The organism is Paenibacillus sp. FSL R7-0128, from assembly GCF_038002245.1.
Classification (GTDB): Bacteria; Bacillota; Bacilli; order Paenibacillales; family Paenibacillaceae; genus Paenibacillus_AQ; species Paenibacillus_AQ silagei.
In genome coordinates, this window is sequence record NZ_JBBOCD010000001.1 from 6,799,340 (window position 1) to 6,820,339 (window position 21,000).

Below are 21,000 nucleotides of genomic sequence, written 5' to 3' on the forward strand. Positions count from 1 at the left end.
GGCGATTGTACCGGTTTTGTTGTGCATGATTTGGAAGAAAAAATAGGGCTGCCCCAAGCAGCCTCTCGTGGCTATCGGGACAACCCTGTGTAATTCCAATCAGCGAATCTCGCCTCTGGAAGCAATCAGCTTCTGATACCAGTAGAAACTCATCTTACGGATGCGGCGCAGCTCCTTCAGGTCGAACTCCTCGCGGTCTACATAGATGAAGCCGTACCGTTTACTGGAGCCCTGGTGGGTGCTGACCAGATCAATCGCAGACCAAGGACAGAAGCCGAACACCTCTACTCCGTCGGTAAGCGCGAGCTGAATTTGCTCAATATGCTTGCGGAAGAATTCAATCCGGTACGCATCATTTACCGTTCCGTCTTCTTCCAGCTTGTCGAATGCCCCTAGACCGTTCTCCGTAACAATCAGCGGCAGGTGGTAACGGGAATAAATCTGGCGGAGCGTTGTTCTGAAGCCCACCGGATCAATCTCCCAGCCGAATTCTGTGGTCTGAAGGTTAGGGTTCACTGACCCCCGGTATGCTCCCGGCTCGCCAACGATTTCGTGCTGATCGCCCGTGTGGGAGAAGTCGTTGCCATCATTTTTGCTCTCCCCAACGGTCTGCGAAGTGTAATAGTTGAAGGCGATGAAGTCCGGATGGCCTTGCCGGAGGATGTCCATATCCTCTTCCTCAATCTTCGGCTCATAGCCCTTCTCCACTAGATAACTCCAGGCAATATGGTTATAACGTCCATAGACCGCCATATCCAGGTAGAGCCAATTGCGGATCGCAGCATAGTTATCTGCGGCCAGCATATCCTCTGGCTTGGAGCTGGCCGGATAGATCACACCGATGTTGGGTGCAGGACCAATCTTCGCTTCAGGCAGCATCTGATGGCACAGCACCATGGCCTTTGCCTGCGCAACAAGCATATGGTGGTTCTGCTGGTAGAGCTCTTTTTGCGGATCGGTCATATTCTCATTCAAGGTTCCGATCGATCCCGGATGCAGAATCAGCATATTCTGTTCGTTGATGGTCAGCCACCACTTTACGCGGTCCCCGTAATTCTCATACAATGTCTTGGCATATTGTTCAAAAGCATCGATCGTCGCCCGATTGGACCACCCTCCACGCTCTTCAAGCCCGTAAGGCAGATCGAAGTGGTACATCGTGACGATAGGCTCAATGCCGTATTTGAGCAGCTCGTCAATTAGATTGCTGTAGAATTCAAGCCCCTTCGGATTGACAGCACCGTCTCCATGCGGATAGATCCGGCTCCAGGCGATGGAGAAGCGGTAGGCTTTGAAGCCCATCTCTGCCATAAGGGCCACATCCTCTTTGTACATATGGTAGTGGTCACTGGCTACCTTGAAGTCCGTCACCCCTTCCACATGGTTGGCCAGATCAATCACCGAAGGCCCTTTGCCGTCCTCATCCCAGGCACCCTCCAGCTGATAAGCCGAAGTGGACCCGCCCCACAAGAAATTCTCTGGAAAAGCGTGAAGTTGTTTGTGCAGCATACCTTATTCCTCCTCAGTCTTGTATTAATCCACCAATGTCAAAAGCACTTCGTTCTGCTCAATCTGCTGCTGGTCCGTTTCGAAAATCTCGACTTCTTTGGTCGTCAAGGTTACGATCACCGGCGTAATCGTCTGATACCCGGCCGCCCGGATCTGCTCCAGATCGAAGCGGATCAGCAGATCACCTTGGCTCACCCGGTCACCTTCCTTGACCACTGGTGTGAAGTGCTTGCCTTTCAGGCCAACCGTATTAATTCCGATATGAATCAGCACCTCTGTTCCGGCTGCGGACGTGATGCCAATGGCATGACCTGTCGGGAAAATGGAGGTCACCGTCCCGTCCACAGGGGCTACCGCTTCTCCAATTACAGGATCAATCGCCAGCCCTCTGCCCATGGCCCCGGTGGAGAATGCATCATCCGGCACTGTGCTAAGCGGGAAGGCTGCGCCGGTCAGCGGGCTGAAGATCAGTTCCTTTTTCAAGTCCACCACTGGTGCTGCCGGCTTGTCCGGCTGAATCTGTTCAGTTACTGTTGCTGGAGCGGAAGCCTCCAATTTGTTCTTACTCTCATATCCGAACAGCCAAGTCAGCAGCAGCCCTGTACCCATGGAGACCACCATCGAGACAATGAAGATCGACATCGGCTGCTCCACCGGAATCGAGAAAATATTATGGAACACATACGCCGTATACAGCACACCGAAGTGTCCGTTAATCGCTCCGCCCAGTGCCCCGGCAATAATAACGATTGGAATCACCCGCTTGTAGCGGAGAATCAGGCCGTACACAATCGGCTCGCTGACACCGGCCAGCAGTCCGGTAATCCCGGAAGAGGCGGCGATACTCCGCAGGTTCCGGTCTTTCTTGGCTCTCAGGAAGATCCCGAAGGCCACCCCGATCTGGGCGAATACCGCCGCTGAAGCCATCGCTTCAATCGGGTCACCGCCGTTCGCAATATTTTGCAGCGTGATTGGAGTGAAGCCCCAATGGAGTCCGAACACGACCATGAAGGTCATTCCCCCGCCAAGTACAACGCCCGACAGGATGCCGCTTACGCCAATCAGCCAGGTCACACCGGAAGCAATCCAGTCGCCGACACTTGTACCGAATGGACCGAAGGCGATCACCGACAGCGGCACCATGATCATCAGGGAGAGCATCGGAACCATGAAGATTTGCAGATCCTTGTGAATGATCTTCTTCAGCAACTTATCCAGTAAGGCATAGATGCTGATCGCAATGAAAATCGGGAAAACGCTGGAGGCATAACTGACCATCACCACCGGAATTCCGAGGAAGGAATGTCCCCCATCCCCCTCCAGCATCGCCGTAAAGTTCGGTTCCATTAGCGCTGCGCCGATTGCTCCTGCTACGTATGGGTTCGCTTTTAACTTGATGCCCAGGGTAATTCCCAGGAAGATCGGCAGGAAGTAGAAGACGGCATTGCCGGCCGCAGACAGAATCTTGTAGGCATCGCCTGAATCAGACATCCAGCCCAGCAACGTAAGTACCGTCAGCAGTGCCTTCAGCATCCCCGATCCGGCCATTACAGGAATCAGCGGGGAGAAGCTCCCTGAGATGATCTCGAACACCTTCGATACCGCCGAGGTCTTCTGGCCGGAATTCTGCGTATCTGTGGAGGTGCTGGACAGGAAGCTGGTGCTTTTGACAATTTCGGCATATACATTCGCTACGTTGCTTCCCACGACAACCTGGAATTGCCCTCCGCTCTCCACCACGGTAATGACGCCCGGATGCTTCTCCAGCGTCTCCCGCTCGGCCTTCTTGTTATCCTTGAGGCTGAATCTCAGCCGGGTGGCACAATGGACTAGGTCGTTAATATTCTGTTCTCCGCCTACGAGACGGATGATGTCTTCCGACATTTTTCGGTTATCCATGCTGATTCTCCTTTGCTTTACCGCCAAAAATGGGCATAAAAAAAACCTAAACGAAAGTTGTGAGATCACACCGGTGTGATCCACATCTCGTTTAGGTATCGCCTGCTGTAGCAGTAACAATCCTTAGATTTAAGTTGTGACTCCAATATAGCGGATTAAGTAATCGTTTGCAAGCCCTTTTTGACTTCCTTTTTAATCCAACGGGTTCATATCTCTTGAGGTTACCCGCTGAATATGAATCGTCAGATAGACCTTCTCGTCAATGGACATGGCATTCCCGTACGTCTGCTCCAGGTAGCGGTTGATCTTGCCCGTACACGCAAAAGCCTGCGGAAATTTCACCTTAATCTGATCGTACAAGAAGTTGTCGCCTAATGCGGACCGCTCCTGTTCCCCGCTGATCATGCGCTGGAGGAAGTACTGAAGATGGGTGAGGAACCGGGAATAATTGAACGAATTCTCATTAAGCTTAACCTGGTATTCCTCCGTCAAAATGCTGAAGATATCGCTCATCGCCTTGGTCACCTCGACCGTCCGCTGCATCTCCTGCCCATCCTGCCGGGCATTGACGAAGTGCATCGCAATGAAGCTCGCCTCATCCTGATCCATCTCGATGTCAAAATGCTTGCGGATTAGACTCAGCGCCTGCACACCGATAGCGAATTCCTTGGGATAGAACTTCTTGATCTGCCAGAACAAGGCGTTCTTCAGATTCATCGACTTCCGGTAGCGGGCAATCGCAAAATGAATATGGTCAATTAATGTGATATAGATATTGTCATTGAAAATGTCGCCCATCTCCGCCTTGGCATAAGCGATAATCTCATCGGCCAGCGAGAAATATTCAACAGACGTCTCCCCAATCAGATCAATCAATTTGCGCGGAACCTTCTCAGGTTTGAGCATGAAGGTCTTCTCGATCCGTTCCTCTTCGACCCGCTGCCCCGCCTTCTTTTTAAAGCCTAATCCGTTCCCAATGACAACGTATTCATGTCCGACCTGATCTTCAGCCCGAATCACGTTATTATTGAATATCTGCCGGATAATCATGGTGCTTCACCTCTTCTGTATGACTCCCTGAAAATATATCCTAAGATAACACAGTGGTGTTAGAAAAGACAAGGGGTGGGGGCTTCCATTCCGGCCTGGACGGCTGCCACTGCTGCCTCGGCTTGGCTTACATCGCTCTCCTCCAGACGCCTCCAGCGCTAGGGGTGAATCCGCATCCGGTATAAAAGGAAGTATGCTTGACATCATAGGTCAGGGTGACAATCTCTAGTCCGAAACGCTCCGCTTCCTGAAGCAACCTCTTTACCAGAGGTTGCCCCAATCCCTTCCTCTGATATTCAGGATGCACCAGGATGTCCTCCATATATCCATGCTGCAAGCCCATTCCGGCAACATAACCGAACGCTACAAGCTCCAAATTCCTCTCATCCCGTACCCCCGCCCAAAAGTTACAGCGCTCGAATACCGCCGGGTAATCCGCCTGCCTGCCCTCCCACCCCGCCAGTTCTCTTAACATTGGTACTTCATGGGGTTCGATTGGGGGATTGATTATGACCTTAAGGTCCATGGGTGTGGCTCCTTTCGTATCTTCAGTTTAAAATTGAGCAAAATCACTGTGGATGATAATCAGCGAATCCCGAAATCAGAACTCTAGACCCTTTAGTGACGCTATCCACCTTCCACGTTCCTTTCGCGAATACTAGCGAGACTATCCGATCTTCTGCGTATTGGTCTTCACCTGTAAGACCATTTGCCACTATCACAGACTGCGAAAGTGTAGCAGCATTCTTACTAGTATAAACGGGTAAAGTGACAGGCGCTTCATAAGTACCCGCTGTTTCCAATCCTTTGTTCTGAACAATAGACTTCATGAATCTATCCGTGAAGTACGGTTTTAAGGTTGAATTTACATTCTTAATGGAGGATACCTTTGAGGCTTGATTTAATTTATCAGATAGGAGCTTCAAACGCGCGTCAGAAATTTTATTTTTTTCCGGAATTTGAATGGGCGGGGTCTCCATATGAACAACCAATCCTTTGTTGCCCATTGTTACTGCAGCTTGTTTAGACAGTTGGTTCCACATTACCGTTGCCCCTAACGACTGACTAACAAAACGAAGAGGAACATAAGTTGTTCCATTGATGACTTGTGTTGCAGTATCCAAATCGACATATTTCCGTGACGGTGTATCTGGAGTTTCACTCGATGGAGCAGATTCAATAATCACACGTTTGAAATTTGCCGCAAGCCATATCGTCGAATTCCCGTTTTTGATTTTAACAACTTTATCTGTTTGAAACCATTCCAAACTTGCGCCAAGATTTTCGGAGACAGCACGTAGGGGGATTAATACTCGACCATTGTTTATTTGACCATTGTTAATCGTTGTAGATGTTTGTACCTCAGCCGCATAACTAGACCCAGTTGTTAAAGATAGCATAAGAAATGCTGATGAAAGCAATGCAATTGTCCATTTTTTTATCATAATATTTCCTCCTCTTAAATAATTCACCACAAATTACTCTCACGTATCTGATTTCTCTATAAAATACAATTCGGTCAAACAGAAACTCCCCACAAAGTATCAGGCCTTATCTCGCCTGTCTACCATATGGGGAGCTAATCAGTACAGAAACACTGTCTTCTTATGGTGTGAATCAGCCTTTACTATGAAGAGTTATCAGGTAACCGTCCGGATCAGCGAAGGTAAAGGTACGTCCGAATGGACCGTCGATGGGTGCGGATGTGATTTTCACGCCTGCTGCTGCGAGTTTATCGTGAATGTCTTGCGTATCCGGGGCATAGAGCCATAGCGCAACACCAAGTCCAGGCTGAGTCCCCGTACTGAGTTCGACTCCCGGCATGAGGTCACGAAGTGCAAATGCAATGGGCTTGGTGTCAAAAACCACCGCATGAGGCGGGCCCGCCTGTGAACGGACGAGTCCAAGATAGTGTTGATAAAATTCAGCAGAGCCTTCAAGATCGCTTACCTGAAGGGAGATGAAATCGGGTCCAATAGCTGACATAATATAGCCTCCTAATATTCGCGTTTGTAGGTTAATATAGTCTTCATTATAACCACCCTTCCTGACAACGTTATGTCAGTAGCTGATGTTATACATTATTGCACTATACAGAAAATCTGCTGCCCCCTCTTTGAATTGATTGAAATAGTTGTTGAACCGGGCATCGTATTTGTAATTATGGGCAATACAAGCTAGCAACTCCGCATCACACGGCATGAATTGAATTGGAATTATTTTCCACTCTTCAATCAATTGCTGGACTTCATCAGAGGAAGGTTCCTGACCGGAACAAGCCACAATTCGCTTGAATATTTCCTCAAAACTGGAGAAGTATCTCTCTTGATCCTCTGCCGACATCTTGGCCATCACTTCATCATAGGCATGGTACGCCTCTGTTTCTCCATAAATAATCTCCGCCTCATTCGCATACTGTTCCTTCAAGGGCAGGATCGGAGAATGGTCGAAAATATGCAGAGTACTAACATCATTCCCTGAAACATATTCATCCAGAGCTGTCATGATATTTACCAGTCTTTGTTTTTTTGCTAATAACGTTTGTCTGTGCTTCTTCAATACTTGCTTCTGTTCTTCCCGGGTCAGCTTTACAATGTCCGCAATTTCTTTCAGGGAAAAATCCATTTCCTTCAAGATCAGGATGGTTTGCAGTTTCTCCAGACTGCTGCGGTCATATAAGCGATATCCTTTTTCCGTTAGCTGTGCCGGTTTAAATAAACCAATTTTATCGTAGAAATGCAGAGACCGCGCCGTAATGCCTGTAATCTGAACGATCTCTTTAACCGCTAATAATGGTTTCTTCATCCCAATATCCCTTTACTTCTTCCAGTATTTGCGCAGCAGGCATTATGGTAGCCTCCCAAATTGTCTTGCCTGTTTTTCTCAAGTAATACTTGATTAGATGATACCCGCATGCGTAACCAGCACTGTAAGGCATATTGACCGGCTTAAAGTTCTGAAGCTCCGCAAGCTCGTCACCGTAAAGATACGGGGCAAAATGATGAAATCCGGTTAGTTGAAGCTGCTCGCGGAGCACGGGCTTAATACGCCTGTTAAGGGTTTCCGTATCAGTTCTAGTTACCCAAGGCCCCAGCAATTCTTCACCAAACAGGGAGGTGGCATAATTCTCCGCTAATCCTTCACTTACAATAAGCTCGCCCAGATCAACAGTATGGTCCCACTGAATGTATTGATAGCGGACATTATGGTTGCATTCATGCGCCAGCGCTGCTTTTATCCGGGAAAGGGTATGCTGATTGGGCAAGAGCGTAATCCAGATAAACCCGGGAATCCCCCCAAAGCCGCTATACCCTTCGTTGATAATCAAGGCACGACTCCCCGGATCTCCCAGTTGGATGGTGAATAAATAATCAGATACAGGAAGACTTATTCCATGTTCGATAAATTGACGGAGGCTCGTGGTTACGGCTTGCTCACACCCGGACCAGAACGAATTCACAGAGATCCACTCGACCTCAGGTAAAATATTCGGAGTCATCTGCTCAGGTGCACGGTTCATCATACTATTAAACGAAATCACGTCGAAACCTTTGGCTTCTTCCGCTCTAAAAGGAATCTGTTGAATTTGCCATTGTTTCATAAAGGGAGCCAACATTTCGTGTCGGAATAGCTCCTGCTTGTCTTCCGGCGAGGCTTGAATCACCTTTTGATAAATGTGGTCTGAACGCAATGCTGTTATATTCATCTTAGTCACTTCCAGTCATCTATTCTTACAGTGAATTATGCACTATGACGCAACGTCATAGTCAAGCACATAGCAAAAACTCCCCATAGAGTTAACAGGTTTAACCATCTCACCTGCCTGCCATATGGGGAGCATCCACTTACAGAAGCCTGTTCTTCATGCCGTTAATTAGGCTCTTTTACGCAATTTCTGAAATGCCGAGTATTCCTGATTGGACTTAATGTAGTGTGAACTACCATCCACCTAAGAGGTGGCGGCTTCTTGGTCAATGAAGCTACTGCTCCAAGTTTACCCAAGCTCAAAGGCTAGTCCCTAGCCCAATCATTGCAATATCACATTGCTAGTTTCAGTAGGTTTTGAGCAGCGTTTACATCGCGATCATGATGCACGTTACATTCTGGACAAGTCCACTCTCGCAAGGCGAGATTCTTCACCTCTGCGTTCTTATAACCGCAACAGGAGCAAAGCTGACTGCTTGCATAGTGCTTTGGGGCAATAATAAGTTCTCTGCCATACCATTGAGCCTTATATTCAAGCATCGAACGGAACATACTCCAAGATACCTCGCTAATCGCTTTTGCAAGTTTGTGATTCTGCATCATATTCTTTACACGTAAGTCTTCCATCACGATAACTTGGTTTTCGTTTATCATTTTGGCAGACGTTTTATGCAAGAAGTCTTTACGCTGATTCGCTATTTTTTCATGTAGCTTGGCAGCTTTCAGCCTAGCCTTATGACGGTTATGGCTTCCCTTCTTCTTCCGCGATACATCCTTTTGCAGCTTCGCTAATCGCTTTTCAGACGTACGCAAGTATTTAGGATTGGATATGATTTCGCCATTTGAAGTCATAGCAAAGTCTTTCAGCCCAAGATCAACGCCAATCTTCGTATGCATTTTGGGCAACTGGACGATATCCGTTTCAACCAATACGGAAGCATAATACTTTCCCGTTGGTGTTTTTGAAATCGTGCATGATTTGATCAGCCCCACGAATGGGCGGTGCAGCTTGATTTTAATGCCAGTCTTTAGCTTTGGAATCTTGAGATATCCATCCTCTATAGCCACGGTTCCATTTTGGTTATTCGTTGTGAAGCTATGATTATTCGTCTTCTTGCTCTTGAATTTAGGAAATCCCGTTTTCTTATCCCGAAAAAAATTCTTATAAGCCTTATCTAAATTCAGTTGTGTATTCGCTAAGGCAAGGCTATCGACTTCTTTCAGCCAGTCGAATTCCTTTTTGTATTGTGCGGGTGTATTCCTCAGCATCGTTTCCGTTTGCTTGTAATGTTCAATTTTATCTGCAAGCATTCTATTGTAGATGAAGCGAACGCATCCGAACACTTTAGCGAAGTAGTGTTGTTGCCCATGGCTTGGATAGATACGGTATTTGTAGGCTTTCAGCAATGGCGATCACCCTTTCACCCCTTGGGTTTCGATGTATTTTTGAATGACGTCTATTGGCGCTTCACCCGTGGTAAGCAAGCAATAGGAGCGTGACCAAAAAGCCTCTTTCCAAAGTGATTTTCGGACGGTAGGAAACTCCTTCTTGATCAACCTAGATGATGCACTCTTATAAGCGTTGAGAAATTTAGAAATGTCAGTATTAGGATGAGTTTTCATTAGGATATGAACGTGATCCCTGTCATGATTCCATTCCTGCAAAGTCACATTGTAAGTAGGCTGAATGGATGCAAATATCTCTTTCAGACGTTCGGATATGGGATCTGTAATGACTTTCCTACGATACTTGATGACTAGAATAAGGTGAAAGTGAAGGGAGAACACTGAATGGTTATTTGAGTCTAATTTCATTAACTTCACTGACCTTTCCAAGATACGACTGAATACTTTAATTATAGCATCTTAGGCGGTTAGAATCCATGTAGATTAGACCGTTTCCATTCATCCCCCACTTAAAGAAGATAGGGGAATTCTGTCAACTGATGGTTAAAATCTGTTCGGCGCATTCTGCCGGATTCAGCTCTTCTGTGTTCACTTCGAGGTCATATTCATCAAAGCCATAGACGATGTCGAACTGTGCATCCGCCAGTCCAATCTGCCGGTCCCCTCTGGCCTGCTCTCTTCGGATAAGCTCTTCCCGGGAGCATAGGACACCAACAAATAGCGTAGTAGTCCGATCAGCAAAATGATCCCAAAACTCATTAAATCTCTTATCGTTGTCGAATACGGTATCCACGATGACATTGAATCCCATTTCCGCTAACAGCTTAATCGTCGAATAGTACACGGAGACTATGGAGTCATCCAGTATTTGCGAGACCGCCTGATGGTCTATTTCCCGTACAGGCTCGTCTGGAAATTTATAATTAATGAAATCATTGTAATTCATGAAAAAATCATCAATCGATACATGATAAAATGGAATCTCTTTCTGCTTTATCAATTCAGCCGAAATGGAGGTCTTTCCGGAGCTTGAAGTTCCATTTAGAACAAGCAACATGCCTTTATTCATTTCGCCGCCTTCCTTTCACCGGATAACCGATTTCCTGAATGTCCTCTGCCAGATCAGCAAGGTCCAATTCTTCGTTTAGCCCCTTCAGCATCTCCTCATCCAGCGGCTCCATGTCGAAGATTCGCTGCACCAGCGAACGGTCCAGTGAGATCTCGTAATATTCCTGGGCCCAAGTATAATAATAATCCGCTTTGCCAATTAAAAGCTCCAACAGCTGGTAGGCCTCAGCCTCCAGTTCCTTGCCTGCAGACCACGCCCGGCCGCCCTGCTTCCATGTGCAGAATGTGGTCGTATCCATCATAAAGGCAGGTTCTTGAAGGAATCCCTCAAAATCGTCAGGCACGCCTTGCAGCACATCTTGCGGACCGTACATCCGGCCAAACTGGCGGTCATATCCTTTGATAATCAGCCCCTCCGGCTGAAACAGCGCAAAATAGTGCTCCCTTCACCGTCCCGCATTGAAGCCATTTGTTCATTTTTATCCCAATGGGCATTGTACGAATAATACCGGTATTCCCATTCCGGCATAAGGATGGCCTCCAGCATCGCTGCCGCCTGGAAAATACATCTGCTCTCCTCCACGTCCGGAAGCCGGTTAATGAAGTGTGAATCCGTCATGAGTTCCCTCTCCTCTATCCCCTCTTGCAAGTCATTCCCATTATAAACCATAGGCGATAGAGGAAGGAACTCTCAGCCGGATCAGTTAAACCCGCCGTTGACGCGAATCGTCTGCCCTGTAATCCAGCGGGACTTATCACTGACGAGCAATTCGATTACATTCGCAATGTCCTCCGGTTCGCCAAGCCGTCCAAAAGCATTCATCCGGCGGAAGGAATCCACCAGCTCCTCAGATTTCCCGTTCAGGAATAGCTCCGTCGATACTTGCCCGGGTGCCACACAATTCACAACGATATCCTTCGCTCCGAATTCCTTCGCTAACTGGCGGGTTAACTGCTCGACTGCCCCTTTGGTTGCGGCATAGACGCTATAGGTTGGCAGCATCGCTCCCGATACAGAGGTCGAGAAGTTAATAATCGTTCCGCCCTGCTCCATATGCTTCATCGCTTGCTGACAGGCGAAATAAGTGCCTTTGACATTGACAGCAAATTGACGGTCGAACATCTCCTCTGTTACGTTTGCGATAGGCACACATTCCATAACTCCGGCATTATTCACCAAAATATCGATGCGCCCGAATTGCCCGATTGTCTCCGAGAACAGGGCTTCGACCTCACTCACCTTGCTTACATCGCCTTGAACGGCTATCGCTTCCCCGCCAGATTCCTTAATAGTTTGCACGACCTCGTCCGCTTTTCCCCGGTTAGATGAATAATTGACAGCCACTTTTATTCCTAACCCGGCCAGTTGAATGGCGATTTGTCTTCCAATACCCCGTGACGCACCTGTAACGATGGCTACTTTTCCGTTCTGACTCATTAGGACCACTCTCCTTAATCTCGTTTTGGCCGGATGATTATCCTGTTGGCCTTATAGATTCATTGTAAAGCAATCGAAGAGCATTTCGTTATAACAGACCTGTTCACTTCTTGCCTATTTCTCTTCTAATCGCTATGATTAACAGCAAACCCCACGTATACGGGAAAAGGAGGCTTCTAACTTGAAAGATTCATTGCGGACCAAGCCGCTTTTACAGCAATTGGCTGCCCTGATCCTTCGCCATGCTCCATCGGCAGGCACCCACCAGACGCATATCCCTTCCTTGCAGTTGATGCACGCCACGGATGCAGCGGAACCGCTGGAGTCTGTCTATAAGCCGTCGATCTGTGTCGTTGCCCAAGGAGCCAAAGCAGCCACCCTGTCCAGCGAAACTTATCATTACGATCCTTCCACTTACCTGGTCACTTCGGTTGAACTGCCGATCAACGGAAGAATAACCGGAGCTTCGCCTGATCATCCGTTTCTGGGCATCAAGCTAAGCTTCGATCCTGGCACCATCCTGGACATTGTAAAAGAGATGAATGACTCCACCCTAGTTCCGGGTGAAACATCGCTTGGGATAACGGTTGCCCGAACCTCTGAGCCCTTACTTGCAGCCATCGTACGGCTCATTCAATTACTCGACGCGCCGCAGGATATTGCCATTCTGGCCCCGCTCGTGATCCGCGAAATTCTCTATCGCGTTCTTCAGAGCGACCAAGGCGCACACCTGCATCAATTCGCCATCATCGGCAGCCATGCGCACAGGATTGCTCAAGCCATTCAAGTGATCACTAAGCAATATTCCGAGTCCCTTGTTGTTGAACAGCTTGCAGAGTCTGTGAATATGAGTACATCCGCCTTCCACAAGCATTTCAAACGCGTTACCGCCATGAGCCCACTGCAATACCAGAAGGTTATCCGTTTGCAGGAAGCCCGCCGCCTCATGCTAACCGAATCCCTCCAAGCCTCCGATGCCGCCTTCCGCGTAGGCTATGAGAGCCCCTCCCAATTCAGCCGCGAATATGCACGCCAGTACGGGAGACCTCCGATGTCGGATGTCCAGGGGATTCTTGGGTTATCTAAGTAGCTAACTTCTTCAGACCTAGCTGTTCACGTAACGACATCCAGCTTTCCGTCACGGTCTGATGCGCTGTATCGATCACGATGTGGTCACGGTCCCAAGCCTCGTAATGTCTGTTCTTCACCTCACTCCAAGTGGGGAGGGTAAAGCCGGGAATATCCGTTGTACGAGTGGTAATTCGATGCTTGTGTGTACATTCGTCCGAACAGACCACTTCGATTTCGACAAACGGAATTCCTAGAGACTCTGCTACATTACGCCAAGCTTGGCGGGTATAGTGAATGGGATTGACCGTGTCCGCGATCACGTCCAGACCCAAAATGAGATTCTGCCTCGCTATCTCGTAACAAACGATGTAACCCTCAGGTCCATCAACCTTACCCCCGGCCACGCGCATAGCCTGTTCTACAACATCAACCCGAAGATACGGTGCCCGAAGTTCGCTTGCTAAAGCTGATGCTAATGTAGACTTACCGGTGCCTGGCAACCCGCCGAAAATATAAAGCATATGGATTCCCTCCTTCATGACAACCTGTTTACTGTTCTATGCCTACTGTCTCTTTGAAAATGATGATACCTTAACTACCCTAGGCCCCTCAGGATGTAATCGTTTACACATCATAGCAGACTCTACCGGATTTAACGATGAAGTTTGTTTTTTTGTACCTTTTCATCAAAAATGAGCCGTCCTAATTTCTCAGGACGGCTCAAGATGAATTAACTTAATCGATGAATATTTTCATATCAACTTTGATCAAAAAACATATCCAATTTCCCAAATCCTACTCCACAGTAACACTCTTAGCCAAGTTTCTTGGCTTATCCACATCATGACCCAGAGCCAGAGACGCATAGTAAGCCAGCAGCTGCAGGGTAACTACAGACAGCGCAGCGGTAAGCAGCGGCAGGGTCTGCGGGATCACGAAGACCTGGTCAACGGAGCGGAGCAGGTCGTCTTTGTGCTCTTCGTGGGTGATGGCCATGACATGGGCGCCACGGGCTTTTACTTCTTTGATGTTGCTGACGGTCTTCTCCAGCACAGATTCCAGGGTAGCCAGAGCGATGACCGGAACACCTTCTTCGATCAGTGCCAGGGTACCATGCTTCAGTTCACCCGCAGCATAGGCTTCCGAGTGAATGTAGGAGATTTCCTTGAGTTTGAGCGAGCCTTCTTGAGCTACTGCGTAATCTACGCCGCGGCCGATGAAGAACAGGTGCTTGTGCTCAGCGATTTGCTCAGCGTAGGCTTTGATCGCGTCTTTTTGACCCAGAATGACTTCAACTTGCTCCGGTAGAGACTGCATAGCGGCCAGAATCTTGGTAACCTCAGCATCAGACTGTGTGCCGCGTACTTCAGCCAGATACAGACCCAGCAAAGTGAATGCGATCAACTGGGAAGTGTAGGCCTTGGTCGAGGCTACAGCGATCTCTGGACCAGCCAGCGTAACCAGAACACTGTCTGCTTCCCGGGCAATAGAGCTGCCCACTACGTTGGTGATCGCCAGCACATGGGCTCCGTTTGCTTGACCTTCACGAAGAGCAGCCAGTGTATCAGCAGTTTCACCCGATTGGCTCACTACAATAACCAGTGTCTCCGGAGTTACGATTGGCGAACGGTAACGGTATTCAGAAGCAATATCATTCTCTACAGGAATGCGTACCAGGGACTCAATCAGGTTACGTCCAACCAGACCGGCATTATATGCAGTACCGCAAGCTACCACCTGGATATTGCGGATGTTCTTGATTTGTTCTTCTGTCAGGTTAAGCTCAGGCAGAATGACTTTGTTGCCTTCCGCATTCATCCGTCCGCGCATGGTATCGCGGTATGCCTTAGGCTGCTCGTGGATTTCTTTCAGCATGAAGTGCTCATAACCGCCCTTTTCTGCGGTAACGGCATCCCAATCGACAGTAATCATTTCCCGAGAAATAAAATTGCCTTCAATCGTCATCAGTTCGACAGCATCCCGTGTCAATACAGCCATTTCGCCGTCGTTCAGAATATATACGTTACGGGTGTATTCCAGCAGTGCAGGAATATCGGACCCGATAAAGTTCTCGCCTTCTCCAAGACCTATGATCAGCGGGCTGGCTTGACGCACAGCTACCAGCTTATCCGGTTCATATTCAGTCAGTACACCCAGGGCAAACGCTCCGCGCATGTAAGAAATCGCCTGCTGTACAGCCTTAACGATATCTCCCTTGTATTCACGGGCAATCAGGTGGGAGATGACTTCTGTATCTGTCTCCGAGGTGAAGTGGCATCCTCCGGCAATCAGTTCTTCCTTGAGATCCAGGTAATTCTCGACAATCCCGTTGTGTACTACCGAGAATTTGTGGCTGTTGTCAGTGTGAGGATGGGAGTTCTCATCGGACGGCTTGCCGTGTGTTGCCCAGCGGGTGTGGCCGATGCCGGCACTTCCTGTCAGTGGAGTCGCATCCAGACGGGATTCCAGGTTCGCCATACGTCCCTGTGCTTTTACCACCTGCAGACCATCCTTCGTGAATACGGCAATCCCTGCGGAATCGTACCCGCGATACTCCAGCTTCTTCAGACCCTCTACCAAGATCCCCTGCGAATTCTGATTACCAATATATCCTACAATACCACACATTATAATTTCCTCCGTCCAATTTATCGTAATTAGGCGCGCATGAGGAAAGAAACGTGCCGTGCGGCATGTTTTGAAGAAAAGCAAATATGATGTTGTCCATTACACCCAACATGATAACCTGTCAATTACATCGTTAGTCACGATTATGCACAGTCTTCTCCTCTGCCGTGGCAGAACCGTTTGCGTTCCTGCAAATGCGCATACCCATGATTTGTACATCTTTAAGTTAGCACCCACAAAAGCGTTGTGTGCAAGGTCGCCCTCGCATTTTCCGCTTCCATTTACGGCTCTGGTGCATCACCGGGAGGTCCCCGCCGAACATTTCGAACACCTCCACCTCGTCAGCTTACATCTGCCGTGATCCGTTCAGACCGTCCTGTACTGCTTACGCAGCCACCGGTCCTCCCTTCTCTCCCGCGCAAGATCAAGCTCTGGCGCTTGTGTTGCAATAACCTTACAATCCCCGCTTTCCTTCTGGAATGACACTTAGTCTATTATATGCACCTCAACCCGTTTTTGCAACGATGTGGCGAAGAAAACCTTTTTCATCCATTTCACACTTTTTCCAAACAGCCATGACCACATTAATCATTCAGCCGGTGAATGAATCGGATTGATCCATCCACCGGCTACCCGTTCCTGCTACTTCAGTGAGTGATTACACCAGCTCGCGCTGAACCACTTCAACAATCTGCCCTACAAAAAGATCCAGCTCCGCCTTATCCGGCCCTTCGGCCATTACACGGATCAGCGGCTCGGTTCCCGAAGGACGCACCAAGACACGCCCGTTGTCGCCCAGCTTGCTTTCCACTTCTATGATCGCGGCCTCAATGGCCGGATTGTTCGGATAATTGGTTTTGTCCTGCACGCGCACATTGACCAGCACCTGCGGATATTTAGTCATCATGGACTTCAGTGTGCTTAGCTTTTTGCCGGAAGACTTCATGGTATTCACCAGTTGAATCGCAGTCAGAATTCCGTCACCTGTAGTATTATAATCCAGGAAAATCACATGGCCGGATTGCTCCCCGCCCAGATTATAGCCGCCGCGGCGCATCTCTTCCATCACGTAACGGTCGCCGACAGCAGTCTTCGCTGTATTCAATGACAGTTTCTCTGTTGCCTTGTAGAAACCGATGTTGCTCATTACTGTAGATACAATGGTGCCATCCTTCAGCTTCCCTGCACGGTTCATCGCATCCCCGCAAATGCAGAGAATGAAGTCGCCGTCCACCTCGTCGCCGTTCTCATCGATAGCGATCAGGCGGTCCGCATCCCCGTCAAAAGCAAGCCCAAGATCCGCACCATGGCGCAGCACCTCTGCACGCAGAGTCTCCGGGTGTGTGGAGCCGAAGCCGTCATTGATATTAAGCCCGTCCGGCTCTGCCCCAATGGCAATTACTTCTGCGCCCAGTTCCTTGAATAATCGCGGTGCCAGCTCATAGGCTGCACCGTGTGCGCAGTCGAGCACCACCTTCGTGCCCTTGAAGCTCTGGTCGATGGTGGTCTTCAGATACTCCAGGTAGAGATATTTCGCTTGATCATCGACCCGCAGCGTGCCCAGACCCGATCCTACCGGACGCGGCAGCTCATCGTGCTCGGCATCCATCAGCTCCTCGATGCGCAGCTCCGTTTCGTCTGTCAGCTTGAAGCCGTCTCCGCCAAAGAACTTGATTCCGTTATCCTCCACGGGATTATGTGAAGCAGAGATCATCACTCCGGCATCCGCCTGGAGCAATCTTGTGATATAAGCAACAGCAGGTGTAGAGACTACACCCAGACGGATCACATCTGCCCCAATGGACAACAAACCCGCAATGAGTGAAGATTCCAGCATTGGACCCGAGATCCGTGTATCCATGCCGATGACCACTTTAGGCTTTTCCACATTTCCTGCCAGCACATATCCCCCGCAGCGTCCAATACTGTAGGCCATTTCTGCTGTTAATTCACGGTTAGCCACCCCGCGTACGCCATCTGTTCCGAAATACTTACCCATCTTTTTTTCTCCTTTAGAATACGCTGCTTCAGCTTAATAAATTATAGTATGAATGATTCGATAATTCGTGTATGTCAGGTGCATATAAATAGACTTTTACATGCCCGGAAGGTTACGTTCCGCCCGTACTGTCGGCATTATTGCCGCTTGCGGGCGGCGTTGGTTCAGCAGTCTCCGGCGGAATATGTGTCGGCGTCGGGGTCTCCTCTATAATCTCGGTGGTGTGCTCCGGGGTTGGCTCTACGAGCGTCTCGTCCCCGGATGCAGGCTCAGCACTGGGCTCCGGCGTAGGCGTCGGGATAGGGCTACTGTCCGGCACGGCAGTCGCGGCCGGAGCAGCAGGCGCTACCAGCTCCACCTTCGCAACAAGCTGCGAGGCGGCATTCTCCAGGGTAATGAACCGGGGGAGCGACACCTGCAGCGTAATATCGTAAACACCGGCCGTAAGCCCCACGACATCTGCAACCACACTGATGCTATCCTGGTCGAGCTGGTCCAGCAGTGTTGGCGCACCTGATAGGGTCAGATCCATAGTGGCGCTTCCAGGGTCTATGACACGGGCTGTCAGCCCGCTGCTGACGCCCTCCAGCTTAATGGGGATAGCAGAGAGGGTCCGCTGGGTAATCTCCGCCGCAGAGACCGCTACGGTCATTGCCGCAGGTTCAATCCTGCCTGTGCCCTCCGGCGGCTTAAGCTCCAGCTTCATCTGCTCAGTACCCGCATTCTTGATAGCGCTCAAATCCAGGACAGCCTCATACGAGGATAAGGTCTTAAGGGTCTCTGCACTGCCGTACACCGTTACCATATCCTGTTCAGGCGTTACCCTGGACAGCACTAGTGAACCGGGCAGACTTCCGGTGAAGCTGATGTCTAGCGGCAAGGTTTTGGATGGGAGGGTAACAGGCACTTCTACCGCTACTGTAGAGGGTTCAATGACCGCATCCTCCAGCTCATTCCCCTTACTGTCCAGAGCAAAGAGCTTCAGCCTCTTCTCACTAAAAGTCTCATTCTGCCCCTCCAGTTCCACCTTCCCCTGCACCTTCGCTACCCGTCCAAGATCACTTGCCGGAAGAGTAACCTCCACGGATACCGGGTCAATCACAGGACTGCCTACTTCATAGCCTGCTGCCGGCTCTCCCGTAATATTCAGCGAGACGGGAAAAGACTTCGTCGTCCGCGGCTCGATATGCACATTCACCTGATTCGGGACCATAGCTTCCAGGGTTACACCACTCGGAGTCGAATACATCAGCGGAAGCGTGTTATCACCGGGCTTCACATCCTTCAGATCCAGCCATACCCGATAAGCATCGGAGAATTTATAGGTCAGATCGGACTTTTTGCCCATTACCTCCATCCTGACGCTGTCCACATCCTTGGTCAGTACATAATTCTCACTGTCGAAGCCCTCAATCTCCACTTTGACATTCTCAATCGTCTTCGATTCGTTATTAACCGTAGTCTGGTACGTTGGCGCTGTATCCACATGCACAATAGTCCACAGAATAATCCCCAGAGCCAGGGCAAGGATCTTGTTGAAGTTATTGTTCTTCATCCATTTATCCATTGTCTTTATTCCCCCTCCGTTTCCAGAAAGCGGAGCTCTTCTCCATCAGGGGCGAGCTGGTTGCGCTCAGCTCTTGGTGCAGCTTCGAGATCAGGGACTCTTCCTTGATATCCCGGACAATTTGTCCATTGATGGCCAGCGAGATCAGGCCGGTCTCCTCAGAGACGACCACAGACACCGAGTCTGCCACCTCACTGATACCGATTGCGGCCCGGTGCCGGGTTCCCAGCTCCTTGCTGATGAACGGATTCTCCGAGAGCGGCAGGTAACAGGCTGCCGCAGCGATCTGGCCTCCCTGCATAATCAGCGCTCCGTCATGCAGCGGCGTATTGGGGATGAAGATATTAATCAGCAGCTCGGAGCTGACCTCAGAGCGCATGGCGATCCCGGATTCCGTATATTCATTAAGCCCCGTGGCCCGTTCGAATACGATCAATGCCCCGATTTTGCGGACAGCCAGATAATTCACGGCTTTAATCACTTCACCGATTAATTTACTGATCTCCTCATCATTCTCCGCATTCCGCCCGAAGAACTTGCCCCGGCCGAGCTGTTCCAGCCCCCGCCGCAGCTCCGGCTGAAAAATAATAAAAATCGCGAGTATCCCAAAAGTAAACACCTGGTTCATCAGCCACCTCAGGGTATACAGATCCAGTAGAGTACTGCCGCCCCAGATGACGACCAGGACCATAATCCCCTTCAGCAGTTGAACCGCCCGCGTCCCGCGCACCATATTGAGCACTTTATAGATAATGTAGCTGACAATTAGAATATCAATTATATCTTTAATGGATTCTTTCCATGTAAGGTCGGTAAAGTAGCTCATGGCCGAAAACCCCCGTGATTTCAAATTAACTGGGTTTATGTAAATTGTCTGTTAAGCTTGAATCTTATTCTAGGTTATAACGTTACGCCTCCGGTTGCAAGTTTGGCGGCTGGTAAATTGATGAACCTGTCATTTCAGGCAACAAAAAAGCGCCATCTTTCCGGAAAAAGAGGCGCAAATGAGTTATCTGCTACAAGCGACCAACATTTAGCTATCGGTAGGCAACTTCAGAGAACATGTTCGTCACTTTATACCAGATCCAGCTTACGGCTTGGTCTATACTTTTGACTTGCCCGGAGATATGGGCGGTTGAAGCCTGATACAGCGAGCCGTCGATGACCGTTACGTTTCCGTTGACTTCCCCGTAGACTTGAGTCTTACCGTTCTCCACCGTCAGATCGCCGGAGATAATTTTGCCGGAGGGTACAATCACCGTATTCCCCTTGATCACAACCTGGTCGAGGTCTGCCCCTCTAACCACAAGCTGCCGATCCTGATTCCAAAAAGTTACAGAGCTCATCAGCATCACAAGAATGAACATAGACGCCGCCGTCAGGGCCGGATGCCGCTTGATCCAGGTGATGAAGGCTCTTTCCTTCTTGGGTTTCGGTAATGAATCCATAATCCGGCCAACCAAATCCTCCGAGGCCACAGGTGTCTGGTGCATCAGGGAAAACATCAGCATATCGGTCTGTTCCAGTTCTTTGAACCTCGCACGGCACTCCGTACAGGATAAAAGATGCTCCTTCAATTCCCTCTGCTGCAGGTCGGGCAAGTCGTCATCCAGGTAGTCGTGCATCATAGAGACGGCCAGTTTGCATTCCATAGGAGCC

Annotated in this window: 21 protein-coding genes; 1 reads left to right on the top strand and 20 read right to left on the bottom strand. The window is 49.3% G+C overall.

From position 1 onward, the window contains the following. Positions 1 to 99: 99 nt before the first annotated feature. From NST26_RS28760 to NST26_RS28825, 14 genes are all read right to left on the bottom strand, one after another. A complete protein-coding gene (locus tag NST26_RS28760) occupies positions 100 to 1,509 on the bottom strand; it encodes a glycoside hydrolase family 1 protein (protein WP_340980431.1) in 1,410 nt (469 codons plus the stop codon). Between the two features lie 24 nt (positions 1,510 to 1,533). After that, positions 1,534 to 3,408 carry a beta-glucoside-specific PTS transporter subunit IIABC gene (locus NST26_RS28765; protein WP_340980432.1) on the bottom strand — a complete coding sequence of 625 codons (1,875 nt, stop codon included), beginning with the start codon at positions 3,406 to 3,408 and terminating at the stop codon, positions 1,534 to 1,536. A 192-nt stretch (positions 3,409 to 3,600) separates the two neighbouring features. Beyond that, positions 3,601 to 4,458 carry a BglG family transcription antiterminator LicT gene (licT, locus tag NST26_RS28770; RefSeq protein ID WP_340980433.1) on the bottom strand — a complete coding sequence of 286 codons (858 nt, stop codon included), beginning with the start codon at positions 4,456 to 4,458 and terminating at the stop codon, positions 3,601 to 3,603. Positions 4,459 to 4,585: 127 nt separating this feature from the next. Beyond that, entirely contained in the window at positions 4,586 to 4,984 is a 399-nt protein-coding gene (locus tag NST26_RS28775; RefSeq protein WP_340980434.1) for a GNAT family N-acetyltransferase, read from the bottom strand. 43 nt (positions 4,985 to 5,027) lie between these two features. Further along, on the bottom strand, positions 5,028 to 5,903 hold the full coding sequence (locus tag NST26_RS28780; RefSeq protein ID WP_340980435.1) for a stalk domain-containing protein: 876 nt from the start codon (positions 5,901 to 5,903) through the stop codon (positions 5,028 to 5,030). A gap of 172 nt (positions 5,904 to 6,075) precedes the next feature. Continuing rightward, positions 6,076 to 6,444: a VOC family protein gene (locus NST26_RS28785; RefSeq protein WP_340980436.1), complete on the bottom strand. Its 369-nt coding sequence runs from the start codon at positions 6,442 to 6,444 to the stop codon at positions 6,076 to 6,078. A gap of 75 nt (positions 6,445 to 6,519) precedes the next feature. Beyond that, positions 6,520 to 7,263, bottom strand: a complete 744-nt coding sequence (locus NST26_RS28790) for a MerR family transcriptional regulator (protein WP_340980437.1) — start codon at positions 7,261 to 7,263, stop codon at positions 6,520 to 6,522. After that, complete coding sequence (locus NST26_RS28795) at positions 7,238 to 8,164, bottom strand: DUF2268 domain-containing protein (RefSeq protein WP_340980438.1); 927 nt, start codon at positions 8,162 to 8,164, stop codon at positions 7,238 to 7,240. Before NST26_RS28795 ends, NST26_RS28790 begins: the two co-directional genes overlap by 26 nt. Before the next feature lie 332 nt (positions 8,165 to 8,496). Further along, complete coding sequence (gene tnpB, locus NST26_RS28800; protein WP_340980440.1) at positions 8,497 to 9,570, bottom strand: IS200/IS605 family element RNA-guided endonuclease TnpB; 1,074 nt, start codon at positions 9,568 to 9,570, stop codon at positions 8,497 to 8,499. 6 nt (positions 9,571 to 9,576) lie between these two features. After that, on the bottom strand, positions 9,577 to 9,978 hold the full coding sequence (gene tnpA / locus NST26_RS28805; RefSeq protein ID WP_340980878.1) for an IS200/IS605 family transposase: 402 nt from the start codon (positions 9,976 to 9,978) through the stop codon (positions 9,577 to 9,579). A gap of 124 nt (positions 9,979 to 10,102) precedes the next feature. Then, positions 10,103 to 10,639 carry a chloramphenicol phosphotransferase CPT family protein gene (locus NST26_RS28810; RefSeq protein ID WP_340980441.1) on the bottom strand — a complete coding sequence of 179 codons (537 nt, stop codon included), beginning with the start codon at positions 10,637 to 10,639 and terminating at the stop codon, positions 10,103 to 10,105. Further along, on the bottom strand, positions 10,632 to 10,940 hold the full coding sequence (locus tag NST26_RS28815) for a hypothetical protein (RefSeq protein WP_340980442.1): 309 nt from the start codon (positions 10,938 to 10,940) through the stop codon (positions 10,632 to 10,634). The genes NST26_RS28810 and NST26_RS28815 overlap by 8 nt, the downstream gene beginning before the upstream one ends. A gap of 104 nt (positions 10,941 to 11,044) precedes the next feature. Continuing rightward, a complete protein-coding gene (locus NST26_RS28820; RefSeq protein ID WP_340980443.1) occupies positions 11,045 to 11,257 on the bottom strand; it encodes a hypothetical protein in 213 nt (70 codons plus the stop codon). A gap of 81 nt (positions 11,258 to 11,338) precedes the next feature. Continuing rightward, positions 11,339 to 12,076, bottom strand: a complete 738-nt coding sequence (locus NST26_RS28825) for an SDR family oxidoreductase (RefSeq protein WP_340980444.1) — start codon at positions 12,074 to 12,076, stop codon at positions 11,339 to 11,341. 181 nt (positions 12,077 to 12,257) lie between these two features. On the opposite strand from NST26_RS28825, the gene NST26_RS28830 reads away from it, so the two are divergent. Next, positions 12,258 to 13,166, top strand: coding sequence for an AraC family transcriptional regulator (locus NST26_RS28830; RefSeq protein ID WP_340980445.1), 909 nt, complete (start codon positions 12,258 to 12,260; stop codon positions 13,164 to 13,166). Here the strand turns inward: NST26_RS28830 and NST26_RS28835 are convergent. The 6 genes from NST26_RS28835 to NST26_RS28860 form a co-directional block, all read right to left on the bottom strand. Continuing rightward, positions 13,159 to 13,668, bottom strand: a complete 510-nt coding sequence (locus NST26_RS28835; protein ID WP_340980446.1) for an AAA family ATPase — start codon at positions 13,666 to 13,668, stop codon at positions 13,159 to 13,161. The two genes, NST26_RS28830 and NST26_RS28835, sit on opposite strands and share 8 nt — an antisense overlap. A 274-nt stretch (positions 13,669 to 13,942) precedes the next feature. After that, on the bottom strand, positions 13,943 to 15,775 hold the full coding sequence (gene glmS, locus NST26_RS28840; protein WP_340980447.1) for a glutamine--fructose-6-phosphate transaminase (isomerizing): 1,833 nt from the start codon (positions 15,773 to 15,775) through the stop codon (positions 13,943 to 13,945). 658 nt (positions 15,776 to 16,433) lie between these two features. Next, the gene (gene glmM / locus NST26_RS28845) at positions 16,434 to 17,774 is read right to left on the bottom strand and encodes a phosphoglucosamine mutase (RefSeq protein ID WP_036724506.1); all 1,341 of its coding nucleotides are present in this window, start codon (positions 17,772 to 17,774) and stop codon (positions 16,434 to 16,436) included. Between the two features lie 112 nt (positions 17,775 to 17,886). After that, positions 17,887 to 19,341 (bottom strand): CdaR family protein, encoded by a 1,455-nt coding sequence (locus NST26_RS28850; protein WP_340980448.1) that lies wholly within the window; start codon positions 19,339 to 19,341, stop codon positions 17,887 to 17,889. After that, complete coding sequence (cdaA, locus tag NST26_RS28855; protein ID WP_036724507.1) at positions 19,334 to 20,167, bottom strand: diadenylate cyclase CdaA; 834 nt, start codon at positions 20,165 to 20,167, stop codon at positions 19,334 to 19,336. Before cdaA ends, NST26_RS28850 begins: the two co-directional genes overlap by 8 nt. A gap of 211 nt (positions 20,168 to 20,378) precedes the next feature. After that, positions 20,379 to 20,993, bottom strand: a complete 615-nt coding sequence (locus tag NST26_RS28860; protein WP_036724508.1) for an anti-sigma factor family protein — start codon at positions 20,991 to 20,993, stop codon at positions 20,379 to 20,381. Positions 20,994 to 21,000: the final 7 nt, after the last annotated feature.

What these genes read in the sequence shown, in the direction of transcription:
- NST26_RS28760 (WP_340980431.1), bottom strand. Translation starts at nt 1,509, where the DNA reads ATGCTGCACAAACAACTTCACGCTTTTCCAGAGAATTTCTTGTGGGGC.
- NST26_RS28765 (WP_340980432.1), bottom strand. Translation starts at nt 3,408, where the DNA reads ATGGATAACCGAAAAATGTCGGAAGACATCATCCGTCTCGTAGGCGGA.
- licT (WP_340980433.1), bottom strand. Translation starts at nt 4,458, where the DNA reads ATGATTATCCGGCAGATATTCAATAATAACGTGATTCGGGCTGAAGAT.
- NST26_RS28775 (WP_340980434.1), bottom strand. Translation starts at nt 4,984, where the DNA reads ATGGACCTTAAGGTCATAATCAATCCCCCAATCGAACCCCATGAAGTA.
- NST26_RS28780 (WP_340980435.1), bottom strand. Translation starts at nt 5,903, where the DNA reads ATGATAAAAAAATGGACAATTGCATTGCTTTCATCAGCATTTCTTATG.
- NST26_RS28785 (WP_340980436.1), bottom strand. Translation starts at nt 6,444, where the DNA reads ATGTCAGCTATTGGACCCGATTTCATCTCCCTTCAGGTAAGCGATCTT.
- NST26_RS28790 (WP_340980437.1), bottom strand. Translation starts at nt 7,263, where the DNA reads ATGAAGAAACCATTATTAGCGGTTAAAGAGATCGTTCAGATTACAGGC.
- NST26_RS28795 (WP_340980438.1), bottom strand. Translation starts at nt 8,164, where the DNA reads ATGAATATAACAGCATTGCGTTCAGACCACATTTATCAAAAGGTGATT.
- tnpA (WP_340980878.1), bottom strand. Translation starts at nt 9,978, where the DNA reads ATGAAATTAGACTCAAATAACCATTCAGTGTTCTCCCTTCACTTTCAC.
- NST26_RS28810 (WP_340980441.1), bottom strand. Translation starts at nt 10,639, where the DNA reads ATGAATAAAGGCATGTTGCTTGTTCTAAATGGAACTTCAAGCTCCGGA.
- NST26_RS28815 (WP_340980442.1), bottom strand. Translation starts at nt 10,940, where the DNA reads ATGATGGATACGACCACATTCTGCACATGGAAGCAGGGCGGCCGGGCG.
- NST26_RS28820 (WP_340980443.1), bottom strand. Translation starts at nt 11,257, where the DNA reads ATGACGGATTCACACTTCATTAACCGGCTTCCGGACGTGGAGGAGAGC.
- NST26_RS28825 (WP_340980444.1), bottom strand. Translation starts at nt 12,076, where the DNA reads ATGAGTCAGAACGGAAAAGTAGCCATCGTTACAGGTGCGTCACGGGGT.
- NST26_RS28835 (WP_340980446.1), bottom strand. Translation starts at nt 13,668, where the DNA reads ATGCTTTATATTTTCGGCGGGTTGCCAGGCACCGGTAAGTCTACATTA.
- glmS (WP_340980447.1), bottom strand. Translation starts at nt 15,775, where the DNA reads ATGTGTGGTATTGTAGGATATATTGGTAATCAGAATTCGCAGGGGATC.
- glmM (WP_036724506.1), bottom strand. Translation starts at nt 17,774, where the DNA reads ATGGGTAAGTATTTCGGAACAGATGGCGTACGCGGGGTGGCTAACCGT.
- NST26_RS28850 (WP_340980448.1), bottom strand. Translation starts at nt 19,341, where the DNA reads ATGGATAAATGGATGAAGAACAATAACTTCAACAAGATCCTTGCCCTG.
- cdaA (WP_036724507.1), bottom strand. Translation starts at nt 20,167, where the DNA reads ATGAGCTACTTTACCGACCTTACATGGAAAGAATCCATTAAAGATATA.
- NST26_RS28860 (WP_036724508.1), bottom strand. Translation starts at nt 20,993, where the DNA reads ATGGAATGCAAACTGGCCGTCTCTATGATGCACGACTACCTGGATGAC.